The organism is Vreelandella arcis, from assembly GCF_900103865.1.
GTDB lineage: Bacteria > Pseudomonadota > Gammaproteobacteria > Pseudomonadales > Halomonadaceae > Vreelandella > Vreelandella arcis.
Window position 1 is genome coordinate 89138 of record NZ_FNII01000002.1, and the last position, 23084, is coordinate 112221.

General features: G+C 55.4%; 19 protein-coding genes, 1 tRNA gene and 1 other RNA gene. 4 read left to right on the forward strand and 17 right to left on the reverse strand.

Annotated features, from left to right (window positions below; translation table 11 throughout):
• Positions 1-11: 11 nt before the first annotated feature.
• The 9 genes from BLR97_RS02335 to betI all read right to left on the reverse strand — a co-directional run bounded on the left by BLR97_RS02335 (position 12) and on the right by betI (position 11006).
• Positions 12-284: a DUF2160 domain-containing protein gene (locus BLR97_RS02335; protein WP_089702083.1), complete on the reverse strand. Its 273-nt coding sequence runs from the start codon at positions 282-284 to the stop codon at positions 12-14.
• A gap of 11 nt (positions 285-295) precedes the next feature.
• Positions 296-1192, reverse strand: a complete 897-nt coding sequence (locus tag BLR97_RS02340; RefSeq protein WP_089702086.1) for a carbohydrate ABC transporter permease — start codon at positions 1190-1192, stop codon at positions 296-298.
• A 1-nt stretch (position 1193) separates the two neighbouring features.
• Positions 1194-2078 (reverse strand): carbohydrate ABC transporter permease, encoded by an 885-nt coding sequence (locus BLR97_RS02345; RefSeq protein WP_089702088.1) that lies wholly within the window; start codon positions 2076-2078, stop codon positions 1194-1196.
• Complete coding sequence (locus BLR97_RS02350) at positions 2071-3171, reverse strand: ABC transporter ATP-binding protein (RefSeq protein ID WP_089702090.1); 1101 nt, start codon at positions 3169-3171, stop codon at positions 2071-2073. The genes BLR97_RS02345 and BLR97_RS02350 overlap by 8 nt, the downstream gene beginning before the upstream one ends.
• Positions 3164-4264 carry an ABC transporter ATP-binding protein gene (locus tag BLR97_RS02355; RefSeq protein ID WP_089702093.1) on the reverse strand — a complete coding sequence of 367 codons (1101 nt, stop codon included), beginning with the start codon at positions 4262-4264 and terminating at the stop codon, positions 3164-3166. Before BLR97_RS02355 ends, BLR97_RS02350 begins: the two co-directional genes overlap by 8 nt.
• Positions 4265-4464: 200 nt before the next feature.
• Complete coding sequence (locus BLR97_RS02360; protein ID WP_089702096.1) at positions 4465-6963, reverse strand: acyl-CoA dehydrogenase; 2499 nt, start codon at positions 6961-6963, stop codon at positions 4465-4467.
• Between the two features lie 177 nt (positions 6964-7140).
• Positions 7141-8814: a choline dehydrogenase gene (gene betA, locus BLR97_RS02365; RefSeq protein WP_089702098.1), complete on the reverse strand. Its 1674-nt coding sequence runs from the start codon at positions 8812-8814 to the stop codon at positions 7141-7143.
• 103 nt (positions 8815-8917) lie between these two features.
• Positions 8918-10387, reverse strand: coding sequence for a betaine-aldehyde dehydrogenase (gene betB, locus BLR97_RS02370; RefSeq protein ID WP_089702101.1), 1470 nt, complete (start codon positions 10385-10387; stop codon positions 8918-8920).
• Positions 10388-10397: 10 nt separating this feature from the next.
• The gene (betI, locus tag BLR97_RS02375) at positions 10398-11006 is read right to left on the reverse strand and encodes a transcriptional regulator BetI (protein WP_089702102.1); all 609 of its coding nucleotides are present in this window, start codon (positions 11004-11006) and stop codon (positions 10398-10400) included.
• Between the two features lie 201 nt (positions 11007-11207).
• On the opposite strand from betI, the gene BLR97_RS02380 reads away from it, so the two are divergent.
• The 3 genes from BLR97_RS02380 (at position 11208) to ffs (ending at position 12448) form a co-directional block, all read left to right on the forward strand.
• On the forward strand, positions 11208-12143 hold the full coding sequence (locus BLR97_RS02380; RefSeq protein WP_089702104.1) for a choline ABC transporter substrate-binding protein: 936 nt from the start codon (positions 11208-11210) through the stop codon (positions 12141-12143).
• 86 nt (positions 12144-12229) lie between these two features.
• A tRNA-Met gene (locus BLR97_RS02385) sits at positions 12230-12306 on the forward strand.
• A gap of 45 nt (positions 12307-12351) precedes the next feature.
• Positions 12352-12448, forward strand: an RNA gene (gene ffs, locus BLR97_RS02390) — signal recognition particle sRNA small type.
• A gap of 329 nt (positions 12449-12777) precedes the next feature.
• Here ffs and BLR97_RS02395 read toward each other — a convergent pair.
• On the reverse strand, positions 12778-13947 hold the full coding sequence (locus BLR97_RS02395; RefSeq protein WP_089702106.1) for a mandelate racemase/muconate lactonizing enzyme family protein: 1170 nt from the start codon (positions 13945-13947) through the stop codon (positions 12778-12780).
• Positions 13948-14047: 100 nt separating this feature from the next.
• Between BLR97_RS02395 and BLR97_RS02400 the strand changes: the two genes are divergently transcribed.
• Positions 14048-14881, forward strand: a complete 834-nt coding sequence (locus BLR97_RS02400; protein ID WP_211605037.1) for a LysR family transcriptional regulator — start codon at positions 14048-14050, stop codon at positions 14879-14881.
• A 226-nt stretch (positions 14882-15107) separates the two neighbouring features.
• Here the strand turns inward: BLR97_RS02400 and BLR97_RS02405 are convergent, their stop codons facing one another.
• The 7 genes from BLR97_RS02405 to BLR97_RS02435 all read right to left on the reverse strand — a co-directional run bounded on the left by BLR97_RS02405 (position 15108) and on the right by BLR97_RS02435 (position 22967).
• The gene (locus BLR97_RS02405) at positions 15108-16400 is read right to left on the reverse strand and encodes an MFS transporter (RefSeq protein ID WP_089702109.1); all 1293 of its coding nucleotides are present in this window, start codon (positions 16398-16400) and stop codon (positions 15108-15110) included.
• Between the two features lie 29 nt (positions 16401-16429).
• The gene (locus tag BLR97_RS02410; RefSeq protein WP_089702111.1) at positions 16430-18022 is read right to left on the reverse strand and encodes an MFS transporter; all 1593 of its coding nucleotides are present in this window, start codon (positions 18020-18022) and stop codon (positions 16430-16432) included.
• A 235-nt stretch (positions 18023-18257) separates the two neighbouring features.
• The gene (narL, locus tag BLR97_RS02415) at positions 18258-18926 is read right to left on the reverse strand and encodes a two-component system response regulator NarL (RefSeq protein ID WP_089702114.1); all 669 of its coding nucleotides are present in this window, start codon (positions 18924-18926) and stop codon (positions 18258-18260) included.
• Complete coding sequence (locus BLR97_RS02420) at positions 18923-20800, reverse strand: histidine kinase (RefSeq protein ID WP_089702115.1); 1878 nt, start codon at positions 20798-20800, stop codon at positions 18923-18925. Before BLR97_RS02420 ends, narL begins: the two co-directional genes overlap by 4 nt.
• A gap of 127 nt (positions 20801-20927) precedes the next feature.
• A complete protein-coding gene (locus tag BLR97_RS02425; RefSeq protein WP_089702117.1) occupies positions 20928-21302 on the reverse strand; it encodes a YbaN family protein in 375 nt (124 codons plus the stop codon).
• Positions 21303-21331: 29 nt separating this feature from the next.
• Positions 21332-21727 (reverse strand): SirB2 family protein, encoded by a 396-nt coding sequence (locus tag BLR97_RS02430; RefSeq protein WP_089702120.1) that lies wholly within the window; start codon positions 21725-21727, stop codon positions 21332-21334.
• A gap of 46 nt (positions 21728-21773) precedes the next feature.
• Positions 21774-22967 (reverse strand): NnrS family protein, encoded by a 1194-nt coding sequence (locus tag BLR97_RS02435; protein WP_089702122.1) that lies wholly within the window; start codon positions 22965-22967, stop codon positions 21774-21776.
• Positions 22968-23084 lie beyond the last annotated feature (117 nt).

Consider the following 23084-nt stretch of genomic DNA (forward strand, 5'->3'; position numbering starts at 1 on the left):
TATTGCGCCGATCATCCCCAGCGCATCAGCACCAACAGCCATACCAGCGAAGCTGCCAGTGCTAACCAAATTGATAATGAGGTGTAGCCAATCACGCCAAGATGAATAAACGCGGCTGACAGAAGGCCAACAAACAGCCGATCGCCACGTGTGGTCGAGATAGGCAGAAAGCCCTTACGTTCTATAGTGGGCGAGACAATCTCCCATACCGTCATACCGGCCAGCATGGCCGCAATGGCGGAAAAGAAAATCGCTGTGGGCATCGTCCATACCATCCAAGACATACATCACCTCCTTAGGTACGACCCAGGGCAAAGCCCTTGGCGATATGGTTGCGAACGAAGTAGACCACCAGAATGCCGGGCAAAATGGTTAGCACGCCGGCCGCGGCAAGTGTCCCCCAGTCGATTCCCGATGCGGTGGACGTGCGCGTCATGATCATGCCGATAGGCTGAGCCTCGGTAGCGGTCAGTGTGCGCGCGAGGAGCAACTCAACCCACGAGAACATGAACAGGAAAAACAGCGTGACGCCAATGCCGGAGCGAATCATCGGAATAAAGATTTTGACGAAGAATTTGGGAAAGCTGTAACCGTCGATGTAGGCCGTTTCGTCGATCTCTTTGGGGACGCTGCTCATGAAACCTTCGAGAATCCAGATGGCCAGCGGGATATTGAATAGGCAATGCGCCAGTGCCACGGCAATGTGTGTGTCGAACAGCCCCACCGAGTAATACAGCTGAAAGTAGGGCAGCAAGAACACCGCCGGTGGTGCCATCAGGTTGGTTAGCAGCCAGAAGAACAGGTGCTTGTCGCCAATGAAGCTGTAGCGGCTGAAGGCATAGGCGGCGGGAAGCGCCACGCAAATGGTGATCAGCATGTTCATCAGTACATAGGCGATCGAGTTGACGTAACCCATGTACCAGCTTGAGTCGGTAAAGATACCGATATAGTTGTCAAAGGTGAGGTTCTCCGGCCACATGGTCATGGAGCCCAGTATCTCGCTGTTGGTCTGCAGCGACATGTTCAGCAGCCAGTAGATCGGTAGGATCATCAACAGCAAATAGATCCCCAGCAGTACCCGCGAACGCAGCCGGCTTCGCGCGTTGCGCTTGCGGCGTTTTGCTGGTGTGGTGCGGCTAAAAATGGTGTTGTATTTTTCACCCTGTTGGGTGTTTTCCAGTTGATAGCTCATGTCACGCGCCTCCCTGGGAATTCTTGTCTTTCTGCATATTCATGATGGTGGTGTAGAACACCCAACTCACCAGCAGAATGACCAGGAAGTAGATAAGCGAAAAGGCAGCGGAAGGGCCCAAGTCTTGCTGACCCACGGCCATAGTGGTCAGTGACTGGCTTAAAAAGGTGGTTGAGCTGCCCGGCCCGCCACCGGTCAGTACGAAGGGCTCGGCGTAGATCATGAACGAGTGCATAAAGCGCAGCAGCACGGCAATAACCAGCACATTGGTTAGCTTCGGGAGTTGAATGTAGCGAAACACCGCCCATTTAGAGGCGCGATCGATGCGCGCGGCCTGGTAATAGGCGTCGGGTATAGAGCGTAAGCCGCTGTAGCAAAGCATGGCGACGAGCGGTGTCCAGTGCCATACGTCCATCAATATGATGGTTAGCCAGGCGTCGGTACCATCACGGGTGATGTTGTAGTCCACACCCATCTGGCGTAGCCCCCAGCCCATCAGGCCGATATCGCCCCGGGTAAAGATTTGCCAGATGCTGCCGACCACGTTCCAGGGAATCAGCAAGGGCAGGGTGATCAGGATGAGTACGGCCGACGCCTGCCAGCCACTTTTGGGCATAATCAGCGCGATACCAATGCCCAGCGGAATTTGAATCGCCAGGATGGTGAAAGAGAACAGTATCTGACGAAGAAACGCCGCCTGTAGCTCAGGGTCGTTAAGCATGGTTTTAAACCATTCAGTGCCGGTAAAAAAGCTCGCATTGGGGCCGAGCACGTCCTGAACCGAATAGTTAACCACGGTCATCAACGGCACAATCGCCGAAAACGACACCAGAATGAGCATTGGCAACACAAGTAGCCAGGCGCGGTTGTTATATACTTTATTCATGGTCTACCTCGACTCGGTACTCATCGACGTACAAGCTCAGTTTGTCGTCCGGAAAACGGATGTAAACGGTCTCTCCTAATGGGGGATGATCTTCCGGAAGCCTGGCTTTAAAGGTTTGTTGATTGAGCGAGAAAGTGAGAATCGCATAGGTGCCGAGATCCTGTAGGTGCTTATTTTGCACGGCGACCGTGCCGGGTTCGTCGGTTGTGGAAACCTCGACAAATTCCGGGCGAATGCCGAGCTTAACGTTACGGCTCTCGGCCTGGCGGAGTGCCGCTAAATAGGCGTTGTTTAGCGGTAACGGGTGTTCGCCGAAGTAGGCGGTATTGTGGTCGTAGTGAAGCTCGAAAAAGTTCATACCGGGGCTACCGATGAAATAGCCAACGAAGGTGTGGGCGGGTGTCTCGAATAGCTCCCGCGGGGTGCCGAACTGAACCACCTGGCCTTCGTACATCACGGCGATTTTATCGGCGAAGGTCGACGCTTCTAACTGATCATGGGTGACATAGATCATGGTGATGTTAAAGCGCTCGTGGATTTCCTTTAGCTTGCGGCGCAATTTCCATTTCAGTTGTGGGTCGATCACCGTGAGCGGTTCGTCAAACAAAATCGCGGTGACGTCGTCGCGAACCAATCCCCGCCCCATCGAGACCTTCTGCTTTTCGTCGGCGGTCAGGTTTTTGGCTTTGCGCGACAATAGCGGCGTCAACTCGAGAATGTCGGCAACCTCAAGTACCTTGGGCTTAACCCGGTACTCGGGGGTGTTCATGTTGCGTAGTGGGAAGGCGAGGTTATCGAACACAGTCATGGTGTCGTAGATCACCGGGAACTGGAACACCTGGGCGATATTGCGCTCTTCCGGCGGCAATTCGTTGACTCGGTGACCATCGAATAACACGTCGCCTTCGGTGGGCGCCAGCAATCCTGAAATGATATTCAAAAGGGTAGACTTGCCGCACCCTGACGGCCCCAATAAGGCGTAAGCGCCACCTTGATCCCACACATGCTCCATGTGGCGTATAGCGTAATCCTCAGCCGATTGAGGATTAGTGCTGTACGTGTGCGCGAGTGATTTAAGTACGATTTCAGCCATGCGCGACGCCCTCCTTTTGGAGCAGTGGGGTGTGCACGGTGCCGCCCTGCTGATCGAATACGAACAGTTTGTGGGTGGGGAAATAAATATTAATGGGCTGATCTACGCGCAATTCGTGGATGCCTGCGAGGTGCAATACAAGCGGAAAGTGCGGATGGCGGACGTGCAAAAATGTTTCTGAGCCGCTGATTTCGGCAACATCGACGGTCACCTGCAATTCGAGATCATCGGCGGCTTGCGGCGTTAGGCTTAGATGCGAGGCACGAACGCCAAAGCGGTAGTCTCCGGGGGGAAGCTGTCGGAGAGCATCGTCGCAGGCGAAGTGGGTATCGTTATCGAACGTAATGTCGTTGTCGGTAAGACGCCCCGGCACGATATTGATCGGCGGCTCGGAAAACATCTCGGCGCTTAAGATGCCGTTCGGTTCCCGGTAGATTTGATCGGTGGGGCCATATTGCAACAACCTACCTTCGTGAAGAATGGCCGTGTTACCTCCCAGCGCCAGGGCTTCGTTAGGCTCGGTGGTGGCATAAACGGCAATACAGTTACGCACTTTAAACAAATCCCGCAGCTCGTCGCGTAGCTCTTCACGGAGTTTATAATCCAGATTGACCAGCGGCTCATCGAACAAAATGACGTCAGCGTCCTTCACCAAGGCACGGCCCATCGCGGTGCGCTGCTGTTGGCCGCCGGAAAGCTCTTGAGGATAGCGCGCAAGCAAATGTTCGATATGCAGCATTTCGGCTATTTCACCGACCCGCTTTTCGATCTCGCGTTGCGGATGTTTAGCCAACTTGAGGGGGGAGGCGATGTTGTCGAAGACCGTTAAGCTGGGATAGTTAATAAATTGCTGGTACACCATGGAAACGTTGCGGTGACGAACCGATACCCCGGTGACGTCTTTGCCGTCCATAAGAATCCGCCCTTTGGTAGGCGGTTCTAATCCGGCCATCAAGCGCATCAAGGTGGTTTTGCCCGCAAGTGTTCTACCCAACAGCACATTGAAAGAGCCTGGTTCGAGTGCTAAATCAACGTCGCTAATATAGGGAACACCGCTCACAGTATGGGCGATATTTTGCAAATGTAATGACATGCGAATCTCGCTAGCGTCGTTGTTATTGGAGAGTATCTAGCTTTCGTTTACGAAATCCTAGTTGATCGATTCCGAACCTGCAATGCCTTTGTTGTCTGTGATAACGGCATTGTTGCATGAAAAAGCGAAAATTAAACGAAAGTATAGGGCCAAAAAAACCGGCCTCTCAGGGCCGGTTGTAGGTCGATACGTTTACGAGGTTATTTAACGCTGTTTGCCGTCTCAGAAGCCTCGGTATTGGTCTGAGCCTCGGTCTTCGCATTGTGGTCAATCAGCGTCGACTTGTCGGTGGCAAAGGTGTCGTAGGCAAAATCATCGACGGTGAGCATTTCCAGCACTTCCGCTTCAAATTCACGCATAAACTGCGCGTCTTCTTCGCTAATCAGCTGAATTTCCAGGGCGGCTTCTACCCGCGCTTCGGGGTGTAGAGCAGTCTGCGGCAGTTTACCCTTGGCATAGGCTTTGTTCACCGTACGGTAGAGCGCTTCAGCGCGGTCGTAATCCACCAGCAGGGCATTGTAGCGAGCCAGGGGATTGCGCTGCTCGCCGTCGTCGGCGTCCCAGGTGTTCTGCAGCAGTTTGCTACGCAATGCGCTGTGGGTGGACACTCGCGTGGCGATATCCCGGGCGAAGTCATCGTGGGGCTTATCCCAGCGGCGACCGGTCGGCATAACGATCACTTTCAGCGTTTTGCCCAGCGCCCGGTTGGGCAGGTTATCGAAAATCTCGACAAAGGCCTGTTCGGCGCGCTGAAGCAGGAAGCGGCAGCTGTAATGCAGCAGAGCCTCTTCACCTTCCACTTTGTCACCGGCTTGCCACTGCTTGAGCACCATGGAAGCGAGGTACAGATTGGAGAGCACATCGCCGAGGCGAGCGGAGAGCATTTCGCGCTTCTTCAGGGCCGAGCCCAGGCTTGCCATGGCGGCATCGGCGCACAGGCCAAAGCCTGCCGAAAGACGCGCGATGTCTTGGGCGTAGGCCGTCGCCGGGCCGTCGAACGGCACATTGGGTTTGCCGATGCCGAAACCCAGCGTAAAGGCGCGTGCCGCGTTGCCAAAGATCAGGCCGGCGTGGCTGAAGAACGCCTTGTCGAACGCCTTGATATCGTTGGCGTCTTTAGCGGCCAGCTCTTCGAGCACGTAGGGGTGGCAGCGGATCGCCCCCTGACCAAAGATCATCAGGTTGCGGGTCATGATGTTAGCGCCTTCCACGGTGATTGCCACCGGGTTGGCGCTGTAGCCGATACCCAGGTAGTTGCGCGGGCCAAGCGTTACCGCCTTGCCGCCGTGTACGTCCATCGCATCGGCCAGAATGTCACGCTGGAATTCGGTCAGCTGGCTTTTCAGGATCGCCGAGGGAACCGCAGGCTTCTCGCCGTGGTCGATCAGGTTGGCGGTTTGATAGACCGTGGCCTGTGCGATGTAACCCAGCGATGCCATGCGCGCTAAGGGTTCCTGCACGCCTTCCATTTCGGCGACGGGGACGTTGAACTGGCGACGCACGCGGGTAAAGCCACCGCTCCAACCCAACGCGTAACGCGCGGTGCCGGTGGCGCCGGAGGGCAGGGTGATACAGCGGCCGATCGACAGACACTCAACCAGCATGCGCCAACCCTGGCCGATCATGTCCGGCCCACCGATAATGGTATCCAGCGGTACAAAGACGTCCTTGCCCTTGATCGGGCCGTTCATAAACGGGCTGCCGATGGGGTGGTGACGGCGGCCGATTTCCATGCCGTCGGTATCACGGGGAATCAGCGCCAGGGTAATACCGCGGTCTTCTTCGTCGCCGAGCAGGTTGTCGGGGTCAAATAGACGAAACGCAAGGCCAACAACGGTGGCGATCGGCGCCAGGGTAATCCAACGCTTTTCAAAGTTGAGGCGCAAGCCGAGGACTTCTTTGCCGTCGACCATTTGCTTGCATACCACACCAGTGTCCGGCAGCGAGGTGGCGTCTGAACCGGCACGCGGGCCCGTCAGACCAAAGCAGGGAATTTCACGGCCGTCGGACAAGCGCGGCAGGTAGTGGTCTTTCTGTTCCTGAGTACCGTATTTGAGCAGCAGCTCACCTGGGCCCAGCGAGTTGGGAACGCCGACGGTGACCATCAGCGTTTCGTTGGCAGAGAGCTTTTGCAGCACCATGGACTGGGCTTTGGCAGTGAAGCCCAAGCCGCCGTACTCCTTCGGAATGATCATGCCGAAGAAGCCTTCTTTTTTCAGATAATCCCATAGCTGCTGGGGCAGGTCCGCGCGCTCAATGGCGATATCCCAGGCGTTACACATGCCGGCGGCTTTCGCACACTGGTTGTCGAGGAAGGCTTGCTCGTCTTCGCGCAGGCCATCGTCTTTGAAGTTGAGCAGCTTGTTCCATTGGGGGTTGCCGGAAAATAGTTCACCATCCCACGAGACAGTGCCCGCTTCCAGAGCGGTACGCTCGGTGTCGGAAACCTTAGGCGCCACCTTCTTGAACATGGCAAACAGGCGGGGCGTCAGCCACTTGCTGCGCAGTGCAGGGAGGCCGGCCACGGCTACTGCGCCAGCGCCCAACAGGAAGAGTACGCCAATAACGGCGGCATCAGTTAGCAGGCCAACCAGGCCTAGCACGCCAAGTACCGCCAGGGCAGCTGTTGCGCCTGCTTCGCGGCGCATCACCACGAGCAGGCCAACAACCGCCAGCACAATCAGTAATAGGGTGAGCATAGAGACTCTCCATGGGTTGTGACGAGAATCGTGTGGTTCGCACACGTATTTAAACAGATGTTTGAATATTGGCAGACCGGCGCCCACCAGTGCAAGCGTTTAAGTACCTTTTGCCGACATAAAAAAACGCCGCGGGATGGGCCGCGACGTTTTAGAGTTAAGTCTGAAAGGCTTGGTTCAATGCTGCTTCGCAGGCGTACCTTTGGCAACGAAGTAATCGACATTGGCGCGGGGTAGCGGTTGGCGCTCTCGAACCCGGTCGGCAATTTTTTCGGCCAACATAATAGTCGGCGCGTTGAGGTTGCCGGTAGGAATGACCGGGAATAGCGAGGCATCCACCACGCGCAGCCCTTCTACGCCATGTACACGTCCTTGGCCGTCGGTGACCGACATCGCATCATCGCCCATTCGGCAACTACCGCAGGGGTGGTAAGCGGTTTCGGCGTGCTGTTTGACGAAGGCGTCGAGTTCGGCATCCGATTGTACGTCTGGGCCGGGCGCGATCTCGCGACCACGGTATGGCTCAAACGCTGGCTGGGCGATGATCTCACGCGTTAGGCGAATGGCGTCGCGGAACTCTTCCCAATCTTTGTCTTTGGACATGTAGTTAAACAAAATGCTGGGGGCAGCGTGAGGGTCTTTCGAGGTTAGCTGGATACGCCCGCGGCTTTCTGAACGCATAGAACCAACGTGGGCCTGGAAGCCGTGGGCCTGCACCGCACTCTTGCCGTTGTAGCTGATGGCGATGGGCAGGAAGTGGTACTGCAGGTTTGGCCACGCTTCTTCATCGCGGCTGCGAATAAAGCCACAGGATTCAAACTGGTTGCTAGCACCCACGCCGGTGCCTTTGAACAGCCATTCGGCGCCAATTTTCGGCTGGTTGTACCACTTGAGCGCTGGGTAGAGCGAAATCGGCTCTTTGCACTCGTACTGGATATACATTTCCAGGTGGTCTTGTAGGTTTTCACCCACGCCGGGCAGTTCGTGAACGACGGGAATATCCAGCGAATTGAGCAGCTCGGGGTTGCCGATGCCCGAGCGCTGCAGAATCTGCGGCGAGGCAATGGCGCCACCGCAAAGCAGCACTTCGCGACGCGCACGGGCCTGTTGCGGCTGGCCTTTACGCTCATAGCGAACGCCAACGGCGCGCTTGCCGTCAAACTCGATCACATCGGTCACCGCGTGGGTTTCGATGGTCAGGTTATCGCGCTGCTTTGCGGTATCCAAGTAGCCACGCGCAGTAGACGCGCGACGACCGTTGGGCGTCACAAAGCGGTCCATGGGGCCAAAGCCCTCTTGCTGGTAGCCGTTGACGTCCTCGGTTTCCGGGTAGCCCGCCTGCTTGCCAGCTTCAATGAAGGTGCGGTAAAGCGGGTTGTTATCCGCTTTGGGCGTGGTCACGCTCACCGGGCCTTCACCGCCGTGATAGTCGTTCGAGCCGATATCGCGGGTTTCGCTTTTCTTGAAGTAGGGCAGGCAGCTTAAGTAATCCCAGTCTTCAAGGCCGGGCTGGCTGGCCCAGTTGTCGTAATCCAGCGCGTTACCGCGGATGTAGCACATGCCGTTGATCAGCGATGAGCCGCCAAGGCCCTTACCGCGGCCGCACTCCATGCGGCGGCCATCCATGTAGGGCTCGGGGTCGGTTTCAAACGCCCAGTTATAGCGCTTGCCTTGTAGTGGGAAGGCCAGGGCAGCGGGCATCTGGGTGCGAAAATCAAAGCGATAATCGGGGCCACCGGCTTCCAGCAGCAGTACGCTAACGTTGCTGTCTTCGGTTAGGCGCGTGGCTAGCACGTTACCCGCTGAGCCCGCGCCAATAATGATGTAATCAAATTCGCGTGGTTGAGACATCGAGTCTCCTTAAGAAATCTGGCTTAATAGAGGAGGTGAGCCGGTAGGCAAAAAAGCGGAGCGTCTTCGCGTTATGCCTACCGGCAGAGCTTAGTGCTTAGAGTTAAAACACTGACTCAAATGGCCCCATCTCGATCTGCACGGATTTGGTCTGGGTATAGTGATTGAGGGTCTCAACACCGTTTTCGCGCCCAATCCCCGACTCTTTGTAACCGCCTACAGGCATTTCGGAAGGTGACTCGCCCCAGGTATTGACCCAGCAGATGCCCGCTTCCAACTGATGAATCACACGGTGCGCGCGGTTCAGGCTTTCGCTGAAGACGCCGGCGGCCAGGCCATAGGGGGTGTCATTGGCGCGACGAATCACTTCGTCTTCGTCGTCAAACGCCAGCAGCGACATGACCGGGCCAAAAATTTCCTCGCGCACAATGCGCATGTCGTCGGTGCAGTCGGAAAATACAGTAGGTGCAGCCCATGCGCCGTTGGCTCGCTTACCAGTGCTCCAGTCGTCGCCGCCTACCAGTACGCGCGCGCCTTGCTCTTTGCCCAGCGCTATGTAGGAAAGTACTTTTTCCTGGTGCTCAAAGCTGACCAATGGGCCGAAATTAACGTTCGGATCCATCGGGTCGCCGTCGTTAATGCGCTTAACACGCTCGACCAGCTTGGCTTCAAAGGCATCTTTGACGCTGCGCTCAACAAATACCCGGGTGCCGTTGGTGCAAATTTGGCCGCTGGAATAGAAGTTGGCCATCATGGCGGCATCAGCAGCCCGATCCAGATCGGCGTCGGCAAACACGATCAGCGGTGATTTGCCGCCAAGCTCCATGGTGACGTCTTTAAGCGTCGATTCCGCCGCCGCCGACATGACCTTCTTACCGGTGCCGGCTTCACCAGTGAATGACACTTTGTCGATGCCTTTATGCCCGGTGAGCATTGCGCCAACGCGGCCATCGCCCTGTACCACGTTGAACACGCCGTCGGGGAGACCCGCTTCGGTGAAGATTTCGGCAAGCTTCATGGTGGTGAGCGGCGTGACTTCGCTGGGCTTGAAAACAATCGCGTTACCCGCGGCCAGGGCCGGGGCGGCTTTCCAGCAGGCGATTTGAATGGGGTAGTTCCACGCGCCGATAGCGCCAATCACGCCCAGCGGCTCGCGGCGCGTGTAAACGAATGAGCTTTCACGCAAGGGAATTTGGCTGCCTTCAATGGCCGGCGCTAAGCCCGCGTAGTACTCCAACGCGTCTGCGCCGGTGACGATATCCACGCTTGCGGTTTCGCTAATCGGCTTGCCGGTGTTGCGGGTTTCCAGCTCAGCTAGCTCGTCGTTGCGTTCGCGTAGCAGGGCGACGGCACGTAGCAGAATACGTGCGCGCTCCATGCCGGTCATGCCGGCCCATTTGCGCTGGCCATGCCGGGCGGCATCCACCGCGCTGTCGACGTCGGCCTGGCTCGCTTGGCCAACTGTAGCCAGCAAGCTGCCATCAAAAGGGTTGGTAATGCTAAACGTCTCGCCGGAAGTGGCAGCGACCGGGCGACCATTGATGTAAAGGGGCTGTATGTCTTGAGCGGCCATGGTGGTCTCCTTAATGTGATTCGGTAATGGATGCATGCTGCTGGCAACCATGGTGAGCAAATAATTGATCCAAATACGTGTGGGCGAGGTGACGCGCCTCTTCAGCGTCTAAGCCTTCGGGAGTAAGCGCGCCACGCAGCCATAGGCCGTCGATCATCGCGGCCAAGCCACGCGCTGCATTGCGGGCGTCGGCCCGCGGCATAACGCGGCGAAACTGGTGACATAAATTGGCATAAAGACGGCGGTCATTGACGTTTTGCAAACGCAGCAACATGGGTTTATGCATGCTGCTTGCCCAAAAGGCGAGCCAGGTTTTGGCTGCGGGACCAGTGACCTGCGTGCGGTCAAAGTTTCCCTCAATAATGGCGCCAATGTGTGCGCGGGGAGAATTATCTTCCAACGCATGGCGACGCACCGAAACGGCGCGGCTTAAATCGGTCAGGATTTGTCGCATGGTGGCTTCCAGTAGGCCATCCTTGCCACCGAAATAATGGCTAATGATGCCTGCTGAAACCCCTGCATGGCGGGCTATCCGCATCACAGTGGCTTCTGCTAAACCGACTTCATCAATGGCCGCCATCGTGGCGTTGATTAACTGTTGGCGGCGTATTGGTTCCATTCCCACCTTAGGCACAGCTTTCTCCCCTCACGTTGAATGCCTATTCACCCCTAACCTTGAAAAACGGGTGTAGGCATGATTACCTAGACATAATCGCATCTTTTTATTGAACGTTCAATCAATAAAAAGATGCTACTGGATACCCGCCCAGGCGACAACATCGAGCGGGTATTGGACAATGTGATGAAAAGGGGATAGTGAATGAATAAAACACGTTTAAGCATGATGGGAGCGGCGGTCGTCACGGCAGGGCTTCCTACCTTAGCGATGGCCAATGAGTGTAGTACGGTTCGCTTTGCCGAAGTAGGCTGGACCGATATTACCGTCACTACCGCTCTGGCCAGTGAAGTGCTGGAAGGCATGGGCTACGAAGCGCGCGTGGATACGGTGTCTGTACCGATTGCCTATTCGGGCATGCAAAATGATGATTTCGATGTTTTTTTAGGTAACTGGATGCCTTCCATGGCGTCTATCAGCGACCCTTACGTTGAGAAAGGCACCGTTGACCGGTTAACGGCCAACCTAGAGGGCGCAAAATACACCCTGGCGGTGCCACAGTACGTTTATGACGCTGGCGTCACCTCGGTTGAAGATTTGGCCGACCATGCGGACAAATTCGACAACGATCTGCATGGTATTGAAGCCGGTAACGACGGCAATGAATTGATCCAGCAAATGATCGAAGACGATGCCTACGGCCTGGGTGATTGGGAAGTAGTCGATTCCAGTGAAGCCGGCATGTTGGCTGAGCTGCGGGCGCGTGTACCTAACGAAGACTGGATGGTGTTTTTGGGCTGGGAACCACACCCCATGAACACAAACTTCGATATGGCTTACCTGGAAGGGGCTGACGATTACTTTGGGCCTAATTTAGGTGGTGCCACGGTCTACACCAATACCCGTGGTGGCTACGCTGAAGAGTGCCCGAACGTTGCTGCGCTGCTCAACAACATGACGTTCACGCTTGAGATGGAAAATCAGCTGATGGGCGAGATCATGGACGATGGGGCAAATCCGCGTGATGCAGCCCGCACTTACCTGCAGGAAAATGACGAACTGCTAGGCGAGTGGCTGGCCGGCGTTGAAACCATCGACGGCGAGCCTGCCGAAGAAGCTGTGCGTAACGCACTGCAATAAGCCGTAGCGATGCTGAAGGGCAAGCCGATTGCGGCTTGCCTTTTGCCATTAAGGTAGGCACAATGTGCCTCCGCTGATGTCGGAAAGGCTACGTAGCTCAGTTGGTTAGAGCACATCACTCATAATGATGGGGTCCCCTGTTCAAATCAGGGCGTAGCCACCAATCAGCGTAGGTAGGCTCATTAATGAGTCGCCGTTATGGTGGCCCCTTAGGTTCTCTCGCAACGCTAAACTGCAAACCCCGCCAGGCCCGGAAGGGAGCAACGGTAGTGGTGGATGCGTGTGCCGGGATGTGGCTTTTGGGGCCGCCTCCATTTCTGGCCATCCAATTGCTTTAGAAGAGTTTTTCACCTTTTGATCTTAAACGTGATCCAAAATGGTGATACATAATGCCTTCTAACCCTCCCTATTTATGTCGTTCTGCCACGGCCTTTGGTACTTCCGCTTGGTAGTTTCTCCTTCCAAACGTGCATCAATAGGCAAGACAGAAATTAGACGTCGGCTGACCAGCGTGATTTGGACGTTTCCACGAGCGCACTTCAGTTATTCTTGTGTTGGGCGTTGTGGCTGGCATCAGGGGCTGACGCCAAAAGCACGAATGCCCCGGAAGTGGCGGGGCATTCGTAGACGGGACTTAGCCTTCTCCGAGTTCACGCATGACGGCGTACAGGGCAGACTTGGCTTCAAAGCCCACACCCGGTACATCAGGCAGACCGACATAGCCGTTCTCTACCTTGGTGCCATCAGCAAAACCGCCGAATGGCTGGAACACATCTGGATAGGACTCGTTGCCGCCCAGGTGCAAACCAGCAGCGATGTTCAGCGACATCTGGTGACCACCGTGCGGCACCACGCGGCGTGAGGACCAGCCCATTTCTTTCATTACGTCCAGAGTGCGCATGTATTCCACCAGGCCGTAGGACAGTGCGCAGTCGAACTGCAAGAAGTCGCGATCAGGGCGCATGCCGCCGTAACGCAGCAGGTTGCGGGCATCTTGGTGGGAAAACAGGTTTTCACCGGTAGCCATCGGCAGCTCATAGTGATTCGCCATCTCGGCTTGCAAGGCATAATCGAGTGGGTCACCGATCTCTTCGTACCAGAACAGGTTGTACTTCTTAATGGCCTCGGCGTAAGCAATGGCCGTTTTTAGATCAAAGCGACCGTTGGCATCCACGGCCAGGCGACGGCCGTCACCAACAACATCGAGCACGGCCTCGATGCGACGGATGTCCTCATCCAGAGGCGCGGCACCGATCTTCATTTTTACAACGTCATAGCCGCGATCCAGATAGCTCTGCATCTCAGCCTTTAGTTTGGAATGGTCATTGTCGGGATAGTAATAACCGCCCGCCGCATAAACCCAAACCTTGTCATCGGCCACACCGTCGCGATAACGATCAGCCAGCAGGCGATACAAAGGCTTACCTTCGATCTTGGCAACAGCATCCCAGACAGCCATATCGATGGTGCCAACAGCGACCGAACGCTCACCATGGCCACCCGGCTTCTCGTTTGTCATCAGGGTCTTCCAGATGGCGAACGGGTCGAGGTTATCGTTCTCTTCGTCGATCAGCGATTCCGGATCCGCTTCGCTGATACGATCCAGGAAGCGATCCCGCATCAACGCGCCTTGACCGTAACGGCCGTTGGAATTGAAGCCATAGCCGATGACTGGCTTGCCATCACGAATGACATCGGTAATGACCGCTACGACCGAACAGGTCATTTTGGAGAAATCGATGTAGGCGTTAGCGATGGGCGACGCAATGGAAACGGTTTTCTCTCGGATCTCTACGATACGCATGACGTGTTCCTCTTGTAGTTGACGTGGCCATGGTAAACTTGGCGAGAAAGCGCGCCCAATGCTATAAATGCCGCGCCCTATACCGAGACGGCATTGCCCTATGGAACTCGTTTGGTTGGAAGATTTTGAAGCGTTGGCCGAGTACGGCAGCTTCGTTCGTGCCGCAGATGCTCGGCACATCACCCAGCCGGCATTCAGCCGGCGAATACGCGCATTGGAGAATTGGATCGGGGCCGATCTGTTTATCCGCACCCCCCAAGGCGCCACGTTGACCGAAGCGGGCAGGCATATTCTTGCGAGTGCGCAAGATGCGGCTAGCAGGCTCTATCGGATCAGAGCCGAGGCGCAAGAAGTCGCAGGAACGGCCGCTAAAACACTTCACTTTGCGGCAACCCATTCACTGTCGTTCACGTTCTTTCCACGCTGGATCAGAAGCGCAGAAAAGGGTGCTCCCATCGAATCCGTTCGGTTGCACTCCGACAGTATGGCCACTTGCGAGCAAATGCTGGTGCATGGCCAAGTACAGTTTTTACTCTGCCACCGTCACCCGGATGTTCCCCCGCGTTTACCTGCTAATCAGTTCGTCAGTAAAGAAATTGGTCGCGACACTCTACTTGCCTTAGCTGGAGGATCAGCGCAATTCAACGCCTCGTCTGAGTCATTGCCTTACCTTGCCTACACCGAAGAATCTGGGCTTGGGCGTATCGTTTCGCATAGGCTTCAAGGAAAAGAAGAGCTCTTGCACCTGAAACCACGCTTTAGCAGTCATTTAGCGGCGGTTCTAATGTCGATGGCGTTGGAGAACAAAGGGGTCGCTTGGCTGCCCAAAAGTCTCACCGAGCAGGAGATCTCGGATGCGAGGCTGCATCGTGTTTTGGATCAGCGCTGGATATCCCGCTGGAGACTCACCTCACCAGACCTGTCGCTCCGCTGAGCCCCTATGCAGAGGCGTTCTGGGCTGGGCTGCAATAAGCGATTCGGTACAGGGGGTTGGAGCCGAATTGCAAAGCCACGCCATTTAGAAACACTGGCATACGGTTGTTTGACTTTATGCCAAGATGAAGTGATAACGACATCATTCCCCCTTATATACTATTCTTCTTATTAGTCTTTAGTATTTTAGTCTCCAGTATGGCTACATCCAGCCCCAGCCTTTTCCACTACGTTCTATAAGCGCTTTCCTCACTAGACTCCATCTGCAGGGCCTGTGCTGACGAACCGCGCGTAATCACTGGCGAGCGACGCTCTGTCCACCACATCCAAATGATCGACACCAGTGTGATGCCGAAGCACAACATCCACACTGTGGTGGCGATTCCGGTGATGTCCACCAGCGCACCAAACATGATGGGCAGGAGAAATCCGCCTAAGCCTCCAGCCAGCCCGACAATGCCGGAAACAAGTCCCAGGTTTTCGTGGTACTCGTTGGAGAGGTATTTAAATACCGAGGCTTTGCCAATACCCCAGGCAATACCGACTACGAACAATGCAGCGGTAAACAGCCATACCGGTATTCCAAAACCGAACTCAACACGACCTGCGCCGCCTGCCGCTTCAACGCTGTAGTGTGTTTCCGGGTACGACATAATAAATAGCGCGATCAAGCTGGCCCATAGGCATGTCCAGGTAACGTTGTGGGCACCAAAGCGGTCGGATAGCCAGCCGCCAAACGCCCGAATTACTCCTGAGGGAAGAACAAAAATGGTGGCGACCACCGCGGCCAACTGAATCCCAAAGCCATATTCGGTCATGTAATAGCGTGTCAGCCAAAGCGAAACCCCCACATAGCCGCCGAACACGAGGGAATAGTACTGACAGTACTTCCACACTTTGGGGTCGTTGAGGATTTTTACCTGCTCGCGCAGGGAGACCTTACGGGTACTGCGATGCGCCGGATTGGTATAGGTGAAAAACCAGAACAGGATGGCGGTAATCAACATAATAACCGCATAGATATTGGGCACCGCCTGCCAGCCCAGCATGACAATCACCGTCGGGGCGATAAACTTGGTTACGGCGGCCCCGGCATTGCCAGCACCAAAGATGCCCATGGCAAGCCCCTGGCGGTCGCTTTCAAACCATTTAGCGGTATACGTAATGCCCACTGAAAAGGCCCCGCCGGCAAGCCCGATAAATGCCCCTAATGTAAGAAGTTGCCAATACTGGGTGGCGAATTGAACAAGCCATACGGCGGGAATAATCAGCAGCAGGATAATAAAAAACACCGGGCGGCCGCCGTACTGGTCGGTCATGGCGCCCAGGGGCAGGCGTGATAGGGCGCCGGTCAAGATGGGAACGGCGGTCAAAATACCAAACTGGGTACCGTTTAAACCGAGCTCTTCAGCAATCGGCACACCTATTTCACCAAACATCGTCCACACCATAAAACACATGGTAAAGGCGAAGGTATTGGCAATCAGTACCGAGGTTTGTTGAAAACGTTGGGAAGCCATGGTGATCCCTCTTGGCGGTAAATGACAGATTATGGGTTTTTCACGTAGGCGTTTTTGCGCAGGTAAAACCACCAGTTAACGACCAGGCATACGGTGTAGAAAACGGCAAACCCATACATGGCGAGCTCAGGTGTACCCACCTTGATTTGGTCGCCAATCACCCGTGGCGCAATGAACGCGCCGTAAGCCGCAATTGCTGAGGTCCAGCCCAGCACCGGTCCTTTTTGCTGGTTATCGAAAATCACCCCAATACTGCGAAAGGTTGACCCATTGCCGATGCCGCTGGCGGCGAAGAGCACGATGAACAGCGCCAGAAACAGCCAGAAATATTGGTTGGGATCAGTGGAGTTGTAGGCCAGCATCATTACGTAGCCGCTAGCGATGGAGGCCACCACCATGATGGCCGAAATCACCTGCGTGACAATCGAACCGCCGACTTTGTCGGATATCCAGCCACCCAGCGGGCGAATCAAAGCACCGACAAAGGCTCCCATCCATGACCAGGTCAGCGCGCTGGGGGCATCGGGGTTGGTCACCCTCGCCAAGCTGCCGTCAGTGGCGATTTCCATCATGTTGCCGAAAATGATGTTGATCGAGAGGGGCAGCGCGGCGGAAAAGCCAATAAAGGAGCCAAAGGTGAGGATGTAAAGCACCGTCATCGCCCAGGTGTGTTTGTTGGAAAAAATGCCAAACTGCTTTTTTATCGCGGGCTTGATATCGCCCGGTAGCAACCGCAAAAGCGCGAGGGTCAGCACAATGGTCAACGGCAGGGCAAACCACATATTGATAAACCCGAGCGCCAGCACGCCAACGACTGACGCAAAAAGTCCCACCGCGTAAAGCCCCAGAATCTTACCGAACGCCTGTAACGGGCTGCCGGGATTCGGGGTGATGGGGCGTAGGTTATTCATGCCGAACCAGCCAGCCACTGCCAGCGGTACAAGAAACAGCAGCCAAACGAACCCCGCATTCTGAATCCAGGTGTCGGTGCCTGCGTCAATGCGACCAATGAGCGTGCCGCTAGCGCTTTCCAATGCCATGGGCTCACCCGCGAGTGCGCCGAACAGGCCGACGGTCATGACCAGTGGCACGAGAATTTGCATGGTGGTCACGCCAAAGTTACCCAACCCCGCGTTCATGCCCAGTGCGTAGCCTTGCTGCTGTTTGGGGAAAAAGTTGGAAATATTGCTCATTGAGCAAGCGAAGTTCCCCCCACCAATGCCGGAAAGCAGGGCGAGTGCCTGAAACACCCAGAAAGGTGTTTGCGGATTCATGAGCGCAAAGCCAGTGCCAGCCGCCGGTATTATCAACAGCGCGGTGGTCAAAAAGACGGTATTGCGGCCGCCGGCAATGCGGATCATGAACGAGGCAGGGATGCGCAGCGTGGCACCCGCTAACCCGGCAATGGCGGTCAAAGTGAAAAGTTGGTCGTTTGAAAAGGGGAAACCCAGGTTTAGCATCTGGGTCGTAATCATTCCCCACATCATCCAGACGGCAAAGCCAAGCAGGAGACTGGGAATGGAAATCCACAAGTTTCGGGTGGCGGTTCGCTTGCCCTGCTGATCCCAGAATTGCGGATTCTCAACGTCCCATTGTTCTATGTCGGCATTATGTTTGGCCATTCGCTACCCCCTTGGACGCAAGTGCTGCAAAGCGCAGTGCTTTGCAAGATACGCCTTGGCTTGATCCGGGAAAACGGGGGGTATAGAGGGGTGTTATCGGCCAACTACCTCTAAGGAGGTAGCAAGTTATTTAAGTTAAAGCATTGTTTTTATGAGTTATTTTTATGTGTAGGCGGTGTGGGTACAGGATCAAAATTTGCCGCTAGGTATTTAGGGGTAACCACATAGAACCGGTTTAGCTTATCCCTTCCTGCACGGCCCAAACGGCGGCCTCCACTCGCGAGCGAAGGTGGAGTTTTTTTAGCAGGTGCTTAACGTGGACTTTAACAGTGCCTTCAGTAATATCCAGCTTGCGGGCGATCAGCTTGTTGGACATTCCGGCGGAAAGCTCACGTAGTATTTCCTTCTCGCGCTGGGTGAGCGATGCCGATGATGGCGCTGGTGAGTCGCCGCGTTGGTTGCGCAGCGCATGGGCTAGCATGGCGGTTAAGTTTTCGCTTATGGCCATGCGTCCCTTTGCTGCCTGGCGCAATTGGTGGACCATGTCCTCGGGTTCCATGTCCTTGAGCAGATAGCCGTCAGCTCCTCCGCGGAGCGCATCCACCACGTCATCTTCCTGATCCGAAACGGTATACATGATAATACGGCCGGTATAGCCCGCCTCCCGAAGCTGCTTGAGCGTTTCCAGACCGTTCATGTCGGGCATGTTCATATCGAGCAGCAGCATGTCGGGTTCCAGAGAGACGGCCTGCTGGATACCGTCCTGGGGCGAGCCTGTTTCATAGACCAGCTGTAGATCCTCCTCCATTTCAAGCAGTTGACGGACGCCGCGACGCAACAGTGGGTGATCATCAATGACCATGATGGTTGCAATCTGATCAACAGTGGAATTGGGAATGCTCATAAGCGCGCTTCCTTAATGAGTCGATTGGTTTGCGGCGTAAAGCACAGATAAACGCCGGCACCGCCATTTGGTCGGTTATTAAAAGTCAATGTGCCGTTAATATGGCTTGCCCGATCACGCATGATAATCAGCCCGAAGTGCATGGGTGGCGACGCTGATGTTTTGAGCCCAATACCGTCATCCTCGATCGCCAGATGTAGTTCGGCCTGTTGAAAGCTTAGGCTAACGCCCGCCCATTGGGCATTGGCGTGTTTTAGCGTATTGGTCAGCGCTTCGCGGGTGATTTGCAGGATATGCACGTCTTCATTGGCGCTGAGTAAGTGCGGGGGGACGGCGTAACTAAAGGTGATTGGGAAGCCCAGCCGCTCGCTGAATTCATCGACGGTTTGTTGCAATGCCGCCTGCAACCCTGGTTTGTCCAGCGACAGTCTGAAAGTGCTCAATAGCTCACGCAGCTGTCGGTAGGCGCTGTTCAAGCCATCGCGCAAATCGCCCATAACGCCGTTTTGCTGCTCAACAGGTACCGCCTTGGCTTGCATGCGCTCAAGTCGTGCCACCTGCATTTTAAGATACGAAAGCGATTGAGCCAGTGAATCATGCAGTTCGCGGGCGATAATCGTACGCTCCTTGATCAACGACAACTGCTGCTGTTCTTCGATGCGTTGCTGTAGATAAATGGCGGTGGCCAATTGGCCCGATAACGTGTTGAGCAGTTGGCGTGTGGAATCGCTAATGGGGCTGGAATAGCCAATCGTCAAATAGCCAAGCGTTAAACGCCCCACGGTGATGGGGAGCTCCAGCAACTGCGGGTGGTTATCGATGCGTGATGCAGGGCTTTGCAGTTTGTCTCGGCTGTCACGCTGCGTGGGTTCCAGGCAGGCAACGCAGTCCAGGTCGCGGCAGTACTGCGGGCGCTCGAGCGAATGGGTGGCAAGTATCTCCATGTCACTGTTGTCGTGTAGGTTATGAAGCGACAGGGTAATGGGGCCGATATCCAAGAGCGCTTCGAGCTCCCTTAGCATCGGGGCGGCGCTGGAACAAAGGTCGTTACCGCCCCCGTAAAGCACTCGGCTGCCGTCATGAATGATCTGTAGCGCCCGGTTATGGCGCTCTAGCTCCGCCTGTTTGTGTAAAATTCGTGACTCGAGTTCCTGATAGCTAGTGGCCAGTTCGGCGGCCATCTGGTTGAACGTTTGACCAAGCTGACCCAACTCATCATGCGAATTAACCGACGCGCGATAAGCAAAATTGCGTTTGCCTATCTCTTGGCTGAGCTGAATCAAATGCCTTAGCGGCATGATCAAATGCGTGCGGAGGTCGTAGAGTGCGACAGCCAGTAGCAGGCCAATCAACACCAGGCACCAAATCTGCAACTGGGTTAAAAAGCTGATCTTGTCCTGATTATGATCTTCCAGCAGGGTCACAAAATCGTCGATAGCGTCGATGAAGCCGTCAAGCCCGGTGATCGCTCGCTGAATATCGCGGCTATCGCCCTCTTTCGCACGCTCGATGAGCGGGGTGATGTCCCGCTGCCACTGCTCGTTTAGCGACGTTAATGTCGCGTCTGCTTGTCCATTTGACGAGAGTCGTGGTCTGTCCGTTAAAGCAGGGCTGGCCAGCCGTTCGGAAAAGCGGGTGGTGACTCTGTTAATCGCGTCTATTCGTTCGTCAGAATTTGTCGGTGCCTGCTGAAGCGCTTGACTAATTTGCGCGCTGTATAGCCGCAGCGAGCCTGCCACGTTAATTGCTTCCGCGTCGCCTTGGCTGCGATGGGCGATAAAAATAGTCGCGCTAATGCTGGCAATGGCCATACTGCCGATAATCAGCAACAACGCCACGATTCTGACGACGAGTGAATGGTGTAAGGGTCTCATGTCACTCCCGGTGCGCAGAGAAGGCAACAAGGGTGCGGTGGCAAGCCGTGCCCAATTCAACTAATGAAGTAAGTGTATTACTTCTTATGGGGGATAAGAAGGGTATTTGGGATTGAGTGTCTTTGACTTATTGGCGGCCGTAGGCGTTGGGCCGGGTCACAATAAAACTGGCAACGCCGATAAAAAACACCGCCATCCCGGCAAGCAACAAGTGACTAGCGCCACTGGCCCATAGCGTCAGCCAACTGGTGGCCAGCAATAGGAGTCCTATAATTTTGGCGCGTTTAGGGATCGCCCGCTGCTCGTGCCACGCGTGAAGGTATGAACTCAAACGAGGATGTTGATCCAACCATTGCGCCAAACGAGGGGAGCCTTGGGTGGCGGCCCATAGCGCGAGTAGCAAAAATGGAGTCGTGGGCAGCAATGGCAGCACAATGCCCGCCACGCCCAAGCCAATACATAGGTAAGCAAGTGCGCACCAGGCTAACTGTGTCAGTCGCATCGGGTCTCCATTTCGTTATGGTCCACGTGTTAGCCAAGCCCCGCAAGCCATGATAGCGGCGAGCGCTGTAGAGCGGCTCCCAGCATATAGACAAATACGCTAACTGCGGCCAGTGCGGCCCAAGCACGAATCGCGGGCGTTTTGCCGCGCTTGATGGCGACCGTGCCCAGCAGGATATAAATCACCAGTGCGGTAATTTTAGCGCTTAGCCAGGGTGGAAGTGGCCAGAAGTTGAGTATAACCGCCAGCGATACACCGAGAGCCAGCAGCGCCGTATCAATAATGTGCGGTACTACCTTCACCCAGCGTGCCTGGAGAATGGGAGCGTCCTTCACCGACCAGCAGGCACGCAGGATAAAAAAAGCCAAACTCGCATAGGCCGCGGTGATATGTAGGTGCTTTAGCAAGAAATAGTGTTCCGCCACGTTGCTCTCCCTGCAGGTGTAGACGAGCGCAAGAGTCGTTTTGCTGTTAACCGCTTTTGCCGTCAACACGCGCGCTAAATAGCGGTACTGTGTAATGCAGTAAAAAAATCAAATAGCTAATGCACCAAGCAATAATCACGGCGCTATACACCCAATGGCTTGACTGCTGAAATACGGTCAACCAGACCGAGCGCAGCAGCCCTGCCAATAGAAGTACGGCCAACGCCAGGCCAATACCCGGTAGCGTACGTATGGCTCGACCGGTATGGCCCAGCGATACTCGGGCCATCATGGCGAGCATCATTGTTCCCATGCCGCCAATCGCCAGAGCGTGTAAGGCGGTTTCGATGCGCTGGCCGCTGAAAAGCTGCCATGCCCAGAGCAAAAGCCCAAGGGGAATAAAGGCATAGCTTAAATGCAATCCCCATAAAAGTGGTTCTCGCCAACCCAACCAGCCTTTCCATCGAGTTAATCGCCAGGCGTTACTTAAAGCGGCGATGCCCATTAATGCGGCCATTAACAGGCTGGCGCGCAGATCGCTCAGCGTTATTGTCAGTTGGAGCAGGACGATGGCTGCCATGCTGCCAAGGCTCAGCGCCTCCAGCGGCGGGTAGGGCGCCGGTTGGGTAATAGCCAATTTACGCGAGGTAAAAAACGCAATAACGCGCCCGCCCAATAGCACCATCAGCAGGGTAATGACCAATACGGCCAGGTGGCTCGCATCGCGAATCAATAGGGCATCCCCGCTCATCACCCCGACGTGCATGGCGGCATTAGCGATGCCCAATAGCAAAAGCACGGGTACAAACAAGAGATTCCGCCATAAGCGTACTGCCACAACGCTGCGCGCCATGGCGACCGCCACCAGTGGCAGAAAGCTGACATCCACCACTAGCAATAGCCAACCGGGCAAGGAGGCCGCGTAGGCAAACAATAGTCGAGCGACAAGCCAGAGCGCCACTAACCCCAATAGCGGCCAGCCCGACACGCTGGGCCGCCCCGTCCAGTTTTGCACCGCTGTGAGCAAAAAACCGGTGATAATAGCGCTACCGAACCCAAACAGCATTTCATGCTGATGCCACCACAGCATGCCGCCATAAGGGGAAAGCCATACGTTGCCGTGCCAAAACGCCAGCCATACCAGCATGGCAAGCAGGCTAAACAGCGCGCCGAGATAAAAGAAGGGACGAAAGGCCAAGCGCAGCAGCGGTAGGCCATCAGCAAGTGAGCGCGGAATCATAGGCGAGCCTGTTAGTGCAAAACCTGAGTTTATTAGTGGGCTTTATTATCGTGCTTGATGCCCTCTACCATCGATGACTTAGGTCAATCTCAGCAAGCGTTTTCCGGCCTCTATCCC